Source organism: Streptomyces sp. CS113, assembly GCF_002188365.1.
GTDB lineage: Bacteria > Actinomycetota > Actinomycetes > Streptomycetales > Streptomycetaceae > Streptomyces > Streptomyces tendae.
Genome location: NZ_KZ195574.1, coordinates 7,873,759 through 7,886,072 on the forward strand (window position 1 = coordinate 7,873,759; position 12,314 = coordinate 7,886,072).

Below are 12,314 nucleotides of genomic sequence, written 5' to 3' on the forward strand. Positions count from 1 at the left end.
GAGGCCACATCGTGCGTGTCCAGTCGCTGACACTGGTCGCGGCCAGCGCCGCCCTGCTCGCCCCCACGACGTTCCCCGACGCTCCGCCCCCGCCGCGTCCCGACCCGTCGGCGCGGCTCCTGCTGCCAGGTGCCCCGGACCGCGCCGGGGCCCTGCGCGCGGACCGGTCCCGAGTCCGTATCGGCCCCGTTCCGCACGTTCCGGCCGGGCCGTCCGCACCCCCCTCGCACGTCGGGCCGGACTCCCGGCCCGGGGCCCGTCCGCAGCGGGGCGGCGACGAGGAGCCCGTCCGCGCCGCCGATCTACTGGCCGGCGTGCGCGACTGCGACCCGGTCTCGCGCGGGCGCTACCGCAGCGACGCGGGAGCACCGGCGGACATCCCGGTGTGCGGCACACGGGACGCCGTCTACTGGAAGGCCGACCTGGACGTCGACTGCGACGGACGGCCCGGGGACAAGTGCAATGCCCGCACCGACCCGCACTTCAGCCCCGCCACCGCCTTCACGGAGTCCGACGGCCGCCCGCTGGACGCCGAACGCCTGCCCTATGTCGTCGTGCCCGGACCCAGCGACACCTGGGACCACCGCGAGGACGACGTCCGCGGCGGATCGCTGGCGGCCCTCGTCCACGGGGACCGGGTACGGTACGCGGTCGTCGGCGACGTCGGCCCGAGCGACCTGATCGGCGAGGCCTCCTACGCCGCCGCACGCGCCCTCGACATCCCGGCGGATCCCGCGGGCGGCGGCGTGGCCTCCGACGTCACCTACATCGTCTTCAAGGGCAGCGAGGTCGAACCCATCGAGGACGCCGCCGCGGCCGAGAAGGCGGGGGAGCGGCTGGCGCGGCGGTTCGTGGCCGGGCACTGAGCCGGCCGGGCACTGAGCCGGCCGGCGGCTGAGTCGGCCGGCGACGGGGCAGGCCGGGCTACTGAGCCGACGGGGCAGGGCCGCCTCGCGTCCGGCCCGCCACCGCGTCCCGCCACCACGCCAGCCACCGCGTCCCGCCATCGCGCCCCGTCGACCGCCCGGTCAGACCTTCCGGTAGGAGTACGCCTCCGCGGCCGCCGCCTCCACGGCCGCGAGGTCGGCGCCCGTCGAGGCCGTGACGACCGCCGCCACCGCGCCCTCGACGAAGGGCGCGTCCACCAGACGGGTGTTCTCCGGCAGTTCGTCGCCCTCGGCGAGCAGCGCCTTCACGGTGAGCACCGCACTGCCCAGGTCGGTGAGGACGGCGACGCCCGCACCCCGGTCCACGGACGCGGCGGCGGCCGCGACCAGTTCCGAACTGGTCCCGAACTCCCCGGACGCGGTACCGCCCGCCGGTGCCACGGCCACCGCCCCGGCACCGCCCGACAGGGCCTTCGCCAGCTCCGCCACCGACGCGGCGACCTCGGCGCTGTGGGACACCAGCACGATCCCCACCAGCTTGTCGTCACTCACCGGCGGTCTCCTTCAGCGCCTCGAAGAGCAGCGCGGCCGAGGTCGCCCCCGGGTCCTGGTGTCCGATGCTGCGCTCGCCCAGATAGCTCGCCCTGCCCTTGCGGGCCTGTAGGGGAACGGTCGCCTCGGCCCCTTCGGCGGCCGCCGTACCGGCAGCGGTGAAGGAGTCGCCCAGGGCGTCCACGGCGGGCACCAGGGCGTCCACCATCGTCTTGTCCCCCGGGGCGGCACCGCCCAGCGTCCGGACGGCGTCCACGCCCGCCCGCAACGCCTCGGCCAACTGCTCCGCGCTCACCTGCGCGGAGTCCCCGAGCGCCTTGCCGGTACGGCGCAGCAGCGTCCCGTACAGGGGCCCCGAGGCGCCGCCCACCGTGGAGATGAGCTGCTTGCCGGCGAGGACCAGAACGGCGCCGGGCGTGTCGGGCGCCTCCTTCTCCAGCGTGGCGGCCACGGCCCGGAACCCGCGCTGGAGATTGCTGCCGTGGTCGGCGTCGCCGATGGGTGAGTCGAGGGCGGTGAGCCGTTCCGCCTCGCGGTCGACCAGCGCGGTGGCCGCCGTCATCCAACGGCGGAAGAAGTCGGCGTCGAGCACAGGTTCTCCTTGCCTGGTAGGTACGTCGCGATTCTTCCCCTACCCGCCGTCACATGCCCCATCGCAGGCCCGGGGTGCTGACCGGCGCGTCCCACAGCCCCAGCAGCTCCTCGTCGATCTCGCACAGGGTGACCGAGGCGCCGGCCATGTCGAGGGAGGTGACGTAGTTGCCGACGAGGGTGCGGGCGACGGCGACGCCCCGCTCGCCCAGTACGCGCTGCACCTCGGCGTTGAAGCCGTACAGCTCGAGGAGCGGCGTGGCACCCATGCCGTTGACCAGGACCAGGACGGGGTTGCGCGGACCGAGGTCGGTCAGTACGGCGTCCACCGCTGCCTCGGCGATCTCGCCCGAGGTCATCATCGGCCGCCGCTCCCGGCCGGGCTCCCCGTGGATGCCGATGCCCAGCTCCAGCTCACCGGAGGGGAGGTCGAAGGTGGGGCTGCCCTTGGCCGGGGTGGTGACCGCGCTGAGCGCCACTCCGAAACTGCGCGAGCTGTCGTTCACCCGGCGGGCGATCGCCTCCACCTGCTCCAGCGGCCGGCCCTCCCGCGCCGCCGCCCCGGCGATCTTCTCGACGAACAGCGTCGCCCCCGTGCCGCGGCGGCCGGCCGTGTACAGACTGTCCGTCACCGCCACGTCATCGTTGACCAGCACCTTCGCCACCTGGATGCCCTCGTCCTCGGCCAGTTCGGCGGCCATGTCGAAGTTGAGCACGTCACCGGTGTAGTTCTTGACGACGAAGAGCACCCCGGCCCCGCTGTCCACGGCCGCCGCCGCCCGCACCATCTGGTCCGGCACCGGCGAGGTGAACACCTCACCCGGACAGGCGGCCGACAGCATCCCGGGCCCCACGAACCCGCCGTGCAGCGGCTCGTGCCCGGAACCACCGCCCGACACCAGGGCGACCTGCCCGGCCACGGGTGCGTCCCGCCGCACGATCACCCGGTTCTCGACGTCCACGGTCAACTCGGGATGAGCGGCCGCCATACCGCGCAACGCGTCCGCGACGACGGTCTCGGGGACGTTGATGAGCATCCTCAAGGGTATCTCCTAGGCAGGTTAGCAGATGGGCTTCTGGGCTGTGTCTTCGCTGGTCAGAGTAGGAGTGGATGATTCGTGATCTTGGCGGTCCGTGCCGGTCGTATGCGGGTTCTGGCGGTACTGATGCTGACTCAATGCTGACTTTGGTGACGTGTCGTCAGGTCTTCGCAGCAAGCCGACTGCAGACCTGCGTGAGTCCTCCAGGGGCAGTATCGACCTTGCGACCGCGAAGGTCACGCGAGACGAGGTCTGTAGAGGCCAGGGAGTACCGATCTGGCAGATGGGCCAAAGCACGGGATCTGTCGTGCGCCGGCTCCCGGCTCAAGCGGCTGCCGCTCGCCCTCATCGAGCACATGCTCGCGCGATCCTTGTTCCGGAGACCTTGCCGCGCAACGAGGGAGAGGGCGCAAACGCCGACGCGGTGGCGTCAGCAGACCCTTCACCCTTCATGCCGCGCGTGGAGTGGAGCCGTCACCGCCGTCCGCCGGTCAGGCGCCCGGTCCCACACGCGTCCGCATCTCACAGGCGGTCAGGAGCGCACGACTCGGCGGACCGGCGTCGTGGGTGGCTGCGTCGGGAGCACTCTCGCGGGGGCGCAGGTCTGATAGCGAAGGCTTGAGCTTGCATGCTTCGGCCGATCACTTCAGGAGTTCTCATCAGGAAACCAGCGCATTGCCGCTTCGTTTCTTATCACAGAAGCCATGTTTTCCGGCAAATCGAATCGCTAGGCGCTCGATGTGGCTCCTTGAAAACCACGGCAGAGCGAAGGGGGCAGGTCGTATGGTCGAATTCGCTCCACCAGGGCGAACCCGGCGCCAAGATCCACATCCTGCTCTTCAGTTCGCTCGCACTGCGCCGTTCCACCGGGCGAGACCTTCGAAAGCGTCTAGCGTACGAACATCGTAGGGGCCGAACAACTCCTGGCAGTCACGGGCGAGTCGGTCGTACAGGGCTGCTGCTCCGCGGGTGTCACCTGACTGGCCGGTGAGTTCCGCGTGTTCGGTGCGCGCTTCGATCAGAGGTTGATCGCCGCGGTCGTGAAGGATTTCCAGTTCGAAGATACGCAAGTCCAGTGCCTCGATGTGCTGGGAGAGGCTGGTGCTACTGCCGGGCGTGTCGGGTACTTCGGAGCGTTCGACGGTGTCGTCTGTTGCGTCCAAAAGATGCGACAGTTCGATCACTGCACGTTCAGCCGTGCGGGCGTTCTTGGGACGGTCGGCTGGGTCCTTCGCCAAGAGAATCCGGACGAGGCTGTCGAACTGGGCGGGAATGCCAGGGCGGTGGTCGCTCGGAAACGCCGGTGTATCGTCCTGGTGCATCCGGCCCACGGTCATCGGGTCGTCGTGAGGGCTGCCGAAGGGCGGGTGCCCCGTCAGCATCTCGAACAGGACGCAGCCGACGGAGTACAGGTCGCTGCGTTCGCTTCCGGTATCGCCATGCCACCGCTCGGGTGCCTTATATAGGGGGGTGCCAGCAACGGTGTGCGTCTGGGTGATACCGGCTAAATAGGCCAGCCCGAAGTCGACAAGCTTCACGTCTCCCTTGCGGGTGATCATGATGTTGTCGGGTTTAATGTCGCGATGGATGACCTTGACATCGTGTGCAGCGCCGAGGCCTTCGCAGATCTGGCGTGTCCAGCGCACGGTGCGCTCAAGCGGAAGCTTAGGCCCGGTCCTGAGGTGCTCGGCGAGCGATTCTCCCTCGACATACTCCATGACGATGTAGACGTCGCCCTCGTGTTCGTCGCTGTCGTAGAGGTGGGCGACGCGTGAACTATTTATCCGAGCCATGGCACGGGCTTCCCGCTGGAACATTCTCGCGGTCGACTCGGCAAAATCCGTGGGGGCACCCTGTTGCATGAGGCGGCGGTGGGCGAGGAACTTCATGGCCACGATGCGGTCCAGTTTCGTGTCCTCGGCAATCCACACATCTCCCATAGCGCCACTGGTGGGCTCACCCCTTCGCCTGTAACGCCCACCGATCAGCGATGAAGTATTCACTACTCGCTCCTCCTGCTTGACCGGTCGCTCCCCAACGGTCAGTACTGCTCGGTGGGAGTCACCAGTGATGGGGCTGCCCTCGTGCTGCCAACGGATGCAGCCCACCCTCAACCGGGCGATCTCGTTGCTGCGTTGTCCGGAGAACAACCAGGTCAGTGTGACCGCTCGGACCAGTTCGAAGGGGTAGAACTGGCCGGCCTGGGACTGCGGAAGATCTGCAGCTTCCAGGTTCAAGCCCGCCCACAGAAGCTTCGCCCAGACCTCATCGGCGATCACCCGCGGGTCGGGGCCGAGGAGGGCCGTGATGCTGCGAGGGATCGCCAGCGCGCGCAGTGGGTCGAAGCCACGCGGCAGCCACTCCCATTCCTGGCAGTCCCTGAAAAGCGTCCGCAGCGCGGTGATCTGCGCGGCCTTGGTCGCGGCTTCGAGCGGCTTGCCGAGACGGTCTCCCAGGCCGGCCGTCCGCTGAACGTAGTGGCCGACCCTCATCCGGTCCACGGCGGCGATCCAGGTCGCGCAGGTCTGCCGCGTCCAGAGTGTCGGGTCAGCAGTGTCGGGCTGTTCCGCGGCTATCCACCGGCCCACCCTGAGGAGGGCGGAGCGCATGGCGCCGCGGACGCCGGGGGTGAGCGTAGAGGTGGCGTGCCAGCGATCGACCCATTGTTCCCACGTCTTCGCGCCGCCCGTCGCCCGTGGCGACTGGCGGCCGGTGATGGGCTGCGGAGGATCACAGAATCCGAGTTCGGCAACCGCCCGCTGTGTGGCGTGCAGGGTGTAGCGCTGGGAGCCGGCCAGCATCTTCTCGCGCCGGACCCGTTCGAACAGCGAGGTGTCGAGATCCTCCAGGTGCGGGCTCCGATTGAGGAGAAGCAGCTGGCAGACGACCATCGGCAGGAGCGTGTCGTCGTCCCGCCCCAGTTGATAGCCCCAGGAAGCGAGGACGGCGCGGATGCGGGCGATCTCGCTGGTCACCAGGCCGCGTCCGAAGACCCGCCAGGACAGTGTGAGTCGCTGGAAGCTGCCGAGCCGGTGGAATTCGTTGAAGGAGCCCAGCAGGTATGCGTGCGCGGCGAGATAGGGGCGGACCTCGTCGTTGACCCAGCCCGGGGCGTGCTCGTGGAACTCGGTCTGGTTGCGGCCGAGCAGATGGATCCACTCCTGCGAGGTCCATCCCCAAAAGGTTCGGCCAGTCTCCGCGCAGCGCGTCAGCAGCAAAGCGATCACGTCGAGCATCGCGCGTCGACGGTGCGGGGTAGGTGGCGAGTCCAGAGCGGCGTTGACCGCCTCCAGCGGGACCATCAGACGCTGGATCACCCGCCAGCCGGCAGCGGACGAATCGTGGTCCTTGAGCCGGCGCAGATTCCGCACCCCGAGTTCGCTCACTGCCACCGCCTCGGAGGGTCGGACCTCGACAGCCGTGTCGTAGTGGGATGATCGGCCAGGACCAGCGTTCGGGCCCGTTCTCAGCTGGCAGAGCCAGGCGAGATGTGATCACCGTGCCGCTTCCGTTGCCGTGCCGTTCAGGGAGGTGAGCGCCTCTATTCGCCACGCATGGATGTGCTCCATGCCGCGGGCGAGCTTCTCGGCCAGGTCCCGGCCGGACAGATGGATGTACTGAAGCGTGGAGTCGGTGTTGCGGTGGCCGGCGGAGGATGCGATCGCGTGCAGCTCCCAGCCCATCCGGGCCAGATCGGTCAGACACAGGTGCCGGGTGGTGTGGGTCGAGAACCGCGGGACACCGGCCGCCAGGGCGATCCTGCGGACCACCTTCGACCAGGTCCACAGGGTCAGCGGTTGTCCGCAGTTGCGCCGGGACTCCGACAGGAACAGCGGCCCCCTGGCCCGGCTGATTGTGGCCCGGTGGGCGAGGTAGGCCGACATCAGCACGCCGGTCGACGCCGAGTACGGCACCACCCGCTCCAGCCGGTTCTTCGTCGTCTCCGCCCGCACCCGCAGCGTCCGGTGAGCCGGATCGAGGTCGTCGGTACGCAGCGAGCACAGTTCCTCTCGCCGCGGCGCGGCATCGTAGGCTAGGGCCAGCATCACCCGGTTGCGGACCGACTCCTCTCGCGCGACCTGTAGGACTCCCAACCACTGCTGTTCGCTGGGGATCCATGGCAGCTTCGTGAGCCGCGGCACCAGTCCGCGCTGCTGCCCGCCCTGCTGGCGCCCAGGGGTGTAGCGTCCGCGGCCGACCGGGTTCGACTCGCGCAGGCCCTCCTCCATGAGGAAGTCGTAGAACAAGCGGACCGGCACCAGGCGCTGCTGGATGGTGGCGTTGGCCAGTCCCGACCCCGAGTCGATCGCCACCACGTTCGCACCCCGACGGTGCGGCCGCGACATCAACTCCCGCACGTTAGCTCGGCGCCGATGCCCTGCGACGCACCGGTGATGATCGCGACCTTCTGATCGTTGCTCATGACTACTCCTGTCGGTTCCTGGCGGTGCCGCCCCCGACCGGTTGTCGGGGGCGGCAGCTGCTGACACGGCAAGAGTCGTCGATCGCGGTTGCCTGGGAATCCGTCAAATGACCCACGGGGCGACTGCGGCGCTCAGTGCCGCACGACGAAGCCTCCCGTCAGCGGGCCGATCCCGACGGAGTAGGACCCGGCCGTCTCGCGGCGCACGGTGAACCGTACCCGTGCCTCCTCACCGGGGCGGACCGTCACGGCCAGCCGTTGCTCGGTCTCGCCCGCCACCAGCAGAACGGCGGAATAGGTGCCCTTCGCCTCGCCCACGTTCTTCACCCGCGCCGTCACCCGCACCGGTGCGCCGGGGCGCGCCCGGGACGGGGTCACCGTCAGGTCGCTCAGCGCGAAGTGGGCCTCGGGGCCGGCGACCAGGTCGTGGACGAAGACGTCCGCGTGACGGTTGGTGTCGTCCCCGACGAGGTTGGACGAGGTGCTCTGGAACACGACGTACCGGCCGTCACCGCTGAGGGTGGGAAGGTCGGAGGCGCCGTCCGCCTCGCTGTCCTCCAGGCCGCCCGACACCCGGGTCGTGGTGCCGGCCTTCCGGTCGCGCACGAACACGTCCGACCTGCCGTTCGCGTCGCCGGGGGAGAGGTTGGCCGCGTCGCTGTAGAAGGCGACCTTGGTGCCGTCCGCGCTGAGTGAGGGCGCGTAGGCCCACCCGTCGGCCGGTTCGCCGCCGCCGGTGACGGAGACCTGTTCGCTCTTCCCGGTCCGCAAGTCGTGCACGTAGAGCTGCCAGCCGTTGTCGAAGGCGACCACTGCACCGTCATCGCTGATCCGCGGCCCGGTGTTCGACCCGTCGGGGCCGTCTACCAGGGTCGTGGTGTCCGCCACGCGGTCGTACACGAAGACGTCGGTGGTGCCGTCCGTGTCGCCCGGTACGAGATTGCCCGCCGTGCTCTGGAACGCCATGTACCGGCCGTCGGCGCTGATCGACTGCTCACGGGAGCCGCCGTCGGCCGGTGTGCCGTCGGCCGCCCGGGAGACGCGGACGGTCGTGCCGGCCTGCCGGTCGCGCAGGAACACGTCGGTGGCACCGTTGGTGTCGCCGGCCACCAGGTTGTCGGCGTCGCTGTTGAACACGGCGTAGCGGCCGTCGGCGCTGAGCGAGGGGGCCGACGACAGGCCGTTGCCCGCTGTCCCGTCCGAGGCCACCGACACCCTCTCCGTGACACCGGACGTCCGGTCGTGCACGAAGGCGTCGGTCAGCCGGTTGGTGTCCCCGGGCACGAGGCCGGTGGCGGCGCTGTTGAAACCGACGTACCGGCCGTCGGCGCTGAGCGTCGGGCTCAGGGAGAAGTCGTCCCCCTGGGTGCCGTCCGAGGCCACCGACACGCGCTGCGTGGTCTGCTTTCCCCGGTCGGTCACGAAGATGTCGAACGTGCCGTTGGTGTCCCCGGCCACGAGGTTGGAGGCCGGACTGGCGAAGGCGACGATCTGACCGTCGTTGCTCACGTCGGGCCACCACGCGTCACTGTTGACCTGGTCGCCCCGGTCCGTGAGGGAAACGCGCTCGGTGGCAGAAGGACGGGGCAGCGACAGGTCGGCGTGCCGGGCACCGGAGCGGCCGTCCACCGTCACGGCCAGCGGCCTGGACCGGGAGATGCCGGGTGCGACCGCCCTGACCTCGTAGGCGCCGACGGGCACGTCGTGGACGGTGTAGCGGCCGTGCCGGTCGGTCACCGCCGTCAGCTCGTCCGGAACGTCCAGCACGCTGACGGTCGCCCCCGGCACGGTCGAGCCGGTCGGTTCGTACGTCACCGTCCCAGTGACCGTCCCCCACCGGGTCCGCGCCAGCTCCAGGCGGACGTCGGTCTAGCGGTCGGCGCGCACTCGCTGCCGGGTCACGGTGTCCACGTACCCGAAGCGGGACAGCGCCAGGTCGTGGGTGCCGGGCGCGAGCCGGATCGAGAAGCGGCCCGCCGCGTCCGTGGTCACCGCGCGGCCCGTGTCCGTGCGCGCGACCGTGACGCCCGCCAGCGGCTTCCCGCTGCGTTCGTCGGTGACCGTGCCCCGCACCCCGCTGCGCAGGGACGCCTCGCGCACCGCCGCGTAGGCGTCGATGCGGCCGTACCCGTAGCGGGGGTTGGGGCGCTCGCCATACCGGTCGTCGGACTGGGAGGTGCCGGTGAGGATGGACAGCGCCTCGTCGACCGTCAGGTCCGGCTGTGCCTGGAGCATGAGGGCGACGGTCCCGGACACGTGCGGTGTGGCCATCGAGGTGCCGTCGAGCGTGCCGTAGCCGCCGTCGGGGAGCGCCGACAGGATGTCGACACCGGGGGCGGAGACGTCGGGCACGACGTACGTGTCGGGCCACTCGGCGGGCGGGGCACTCCAGTTGGTCTTGTTGACGACCTCACCGCAGGAGAAGTCGGCAACGTTGTCGTCGGCGTCGGTCGCGCCGACGGAGACCGACTCGTAGACGTTTCCGGGGCTCGCCGAGCCCTGGAGGCACGCGTTGCCGATCGCGAAGGACGGGAAGATTCCGGCGCGCAGGATGTTGCGGGCCGGCTCGACGAGTTCGTCGGCGTAGCCGTCGGAGCCGAGCGACATGCTGACCACGTCCGCGGGCTCCCCGGCGGGGGTGCCGTCGGCGGCGTACGGGGCGATCGCCCACTGCATGCCGGCGATGACCTGCGCGAGGCTGCCGTTGCCGCCGGGGATGACCAGTCCGCCCATCAGCTCGGCGTCGGGCGCCGTGCCGATCTGCGTGCCGGAGGTGTCACCGCCGGCGATGGTGCCGGCCACGTGGGTGCCGTGGTAGCTGCTGTCGTGCGGCACCGATCCGGGCACCGGCTTGCCGTCGGCGTCGAACTCGATCCAGCCGCCGGGGTGGGCGGGGTCGGAGGGGTCGGCAGTGGCCAGCTTGCCCGCGAGGTCGGGATGGGCGGCGTCGATGCCGGTGTCGAGGACGGCCACCCGGACACCCTCGCCGGTGATCTTCTGGTCGCTGTGCACCTTGTCGGCGCCGATCTTGGCCAGGCCCCAGGTGGTCTGCTGGGCGGTGGCGCGGGCGACGGCGTCGGCACTCTTGTCCACGGCCTCGCCGGGCGGCGCCTTCAGGGTGAAGTTGGGGATGACCCGCTCGACCGGGGCCAGCGCCGCCAGTTCGCGCAGGGTGTCCGGCGAGGCGCTCACCAGGACCATGTTCTTGAGCCAGAACGTGTTGAGCACCCGGTCGCCCCGGGCCTCGACGAGATCCACGACGGGGGCCTGGCCGGTCTCGGTGTCACGCGTGAGTTCACGGCGGACCTCGGCCGCGCTGTCGCCCGGTGCGGGGCTCGCGGCGCCTTGGCGCAGGACGACGGCCGCCTCGACGCGTCCGTCACCGCGTGCTTCGGCGACGTCCATCCGCTTCAGCACAGCGGGGTCGATCTTCGCTCGGGCGGCCGCCGGGACGGACGGGCCGGAAGGGGTGTCCTGCGCCATCGCAGGAGCGGCGGTCAGCGCGGTGGCACATATGCCGAGGACGGACAACAGCGATCTGTACCGGTGTTGCCCGCGCGGCGGACGGGCCGGGAGCGGCATGGGGGCACTCCTTCTGCGACGCGGATTCCGCGCCAGGGGGGTTGGGGCCGATCACGTAGCTCTTCGAACGCTGACATCCGTCGCGAACTCCTGACAAGATCAACCGGTGGCGACTTCCCGTCAGCCGGCAGGAAAATGACAGGTATCGACGACAGGAGCGAGGTGGCGGACCGTGCTGGAACCGATCGGCCTGGACGAGCGCGACGAAGCCGTGTACGACGCCCTGATCCGCAGGACCCAGGCCACGGCCGCGGAACTCGCGGCCGACTGCAACCTCACCCTCGCGGCGGCAGGCCGCGCCCTGCGGTCACTGGTCGGTCTCGGGCTCGCCTCGACCGTGCCCGGACGGCCCATCACCTACGTCGCCGTACCGCCCGACAGCGCCCTGGAAGCCGTACTCCGCGAACGTGAACGGGCGTTGAACGGTGTACGTTCCCATGTCTCGGCCCTGATGTCCCTGTACCGGGCGGGCAGTCGGTTCGCACACCCCGGTGAACTGGTCGAGGTCATCTCGGGCCGCGAGGAGGTCAACCGCAACTGGACGCAGATGCAGCGCGCCACCCGCACCCAGGTACGCGGCTTCGACTGCCCGCCCTACGCGGCCGCGGCCGGCCACTCCGAACCCAACCCCGTCGAGTTGGAACTCCTCGCCCGAGGCGTCAAGTACCGCGTTCTGTACGACAGTTCGGTGCTTGAACTGCCGGGATGGCTGGAGGACGTGACGACGGGGATACGCCTGGGGGAGCAGGCCCGCATCGCCACCGGGCTGCCGACCAAGCTGGCCATTTCCGACGACCGCATCGCCATGCTTCCCCTGTTGCGCCCTGGCGACGACACCGTGACCGCCTCGTACGTCATCCACCCCTCACCCCTGCTCGACGCGCTGGTCGCCCTGTTCGAGGCGGTGTGGGAACGGAGTGTGCAGATACGGCCGTCGAAGCCGCCCGCAGGCCCGGACCCGGCCGAGCGGCTGTCGCCGGACGAGGAGAAGCTGCTGACGCTGCTCGCCTCGGGAGCCACCGACAAGTCGGCGGGCCGGGCCCTGGGCTGGAGTGAACGCACCGTGCAGCGGCACATCACCAAACTGCTGCGGCGCTTCGGCGCGCAGACGCGGTTCCAGTTGGCCATGGAGGCCACCCGTCGCGGCTGGATCTGATCCTCAAATCGGCTGTGTTGCGCCGTAGTTGCATGCTCGCTACGGCCACCGCCGGGTCTTCCCAAGATCGTGGTGCAGGACTT

At 70.1% G+C, this 12,314-nt stretch carries 9 protein-coding genes; 2 read left to right on the forward strand and 7 right to left on the reverse strand.

Annotation, left to right across the window (positions count from 1 at the left end; translation table 11 throughout):
• The first annotated feature begins 11 nt into the window (after nt 1-11).
• Nucleotides 12-866, forward strand: a complete 855-nt coding sequence (locus tag B9W62_RS35515; protein WP_179235822.1) for a glycoside hydrolase family 75 protein — start codon at nt 12-14, stop codon at nt 864-866.
• 162 nt (nt 867-1,028) lie between these two features.
• Here the strand turns inward: B9W62_RS35515 and B9W62_RS35520 are convergent, their stop codons facing one another.
• From B9W62_RS35520 to B9W62_RS35550, 7 genes are all read right to left on the reverse strand, one after another.
• Nucleotides 1,029-1,439, reverse strand: coding sequence for a PTS-dependent dihydroxyacetone kinase phosphotransferase subunit DhaM (locus tag B9W62_RS35520; protein ID WP_179235823.1), 411 nt, complete (start codon nt 1,437-1,439; stop codon nt 1,029-1,031).
• Entirely contained in the window at nt 1,432-2,031 is a 600-nt protein-coding gene (gene dhaL, locus B9W62_RS35525) for a dihydroxyacetone kinase subunit DhaL (RefSeq protein WP_087811022.1), read from the reverse strand. Before dhaL ends, B9W62_RS35520 begins: the two co-directional genes overlap by 8 nt.
• Before the next feature lie 49 nt (nt 2,032-2,080).
• Nucleotides 2,081-3,073, reverse strand: coding sequence for a dihydroxyacetone kinase subunit DhaK (dhaK, locus tag B9W62_RS35530; protein WP_087811023.1), 993 nt, complete (start codon nt 3,071-3,073; stop codon nt 2,081-2,083).
• 836 nt (nt 3,074-3,909) lie between these two features.
• Nucleotides 3,910-6,456, reverse strand: coding sequence for a serine/threonine-protein kinase (locus B9W62_RS35535; protein WP_143665489.1), 2,547 nt, complete (start codon nt 6,454-6,456; stop codon nt 3,910-3,912).
• A 108-nt stretch (nt 6,457-6,564) separates the two neighbouring features.
• A complete protein-coding gene (locus B9W62_RS35540; protein ID WP_256976691.1) occupies nt 6,565-7,383 on the reverse strand; it encodes a tyrosine-type recombinase/integrase in 819 nt (272 codons plus the stop codon).
• Between the two features lie 242 nt (nt 7,384-7,625).
• A complete protein-coding gene (locus tag B9W62_RS35545; RefSeq protein WP_306426477.1) occupies nt 7,626-9,350 on the reverse strand; it encodes a carboxypeptidase regulatory-like domain-containing protein in 1,725 nt (574 codons plus the stop codon).
• 12 nt (nt 9,351-9,362) lie between these two features.
• Nucleotides 9,363-10,976, reverse strand: a complete 1,614-nt coding sequence (locus tag B9W62_RS35550; protein WP_179235824.1) for a S8 family serine peptidase — start codon at nt 10,974-10,976, stop codon at nt 9,363-9,365.
• 271 nt (nt 10,977-11,247) lie between these two features.
• Here B9W62_RS35550 and B9W62_RS35555 point away from each other — a divergent pair, with 271 nt between their 5' ends.
• The gene (locus B9W62_RS35555) at nt 11,248-12,231 is read left to right on the forward strand and encodes a helix-turn-helix transcriptional regulator (RefSeq protein ID WP_087811028.1); all 984 of its coding nucleotides are present in this window, start codon (nt 11,248-11,250) and stop codon (nt 12,229-12,231) included.
• Nucleotides 12,232-12,314 lie beyond the last annotated feature (83 nt).

Excerpts from the sequence above, each read along its gene's own strand:
- B9W62_RS35550 (WP_179235824.1), bottom strand. The coding sequence starts at position 10,976 with ATGGCGCAGGACACCCCTTCCGGCCCGTCCGTCCCGGCGGCCGCCCGA.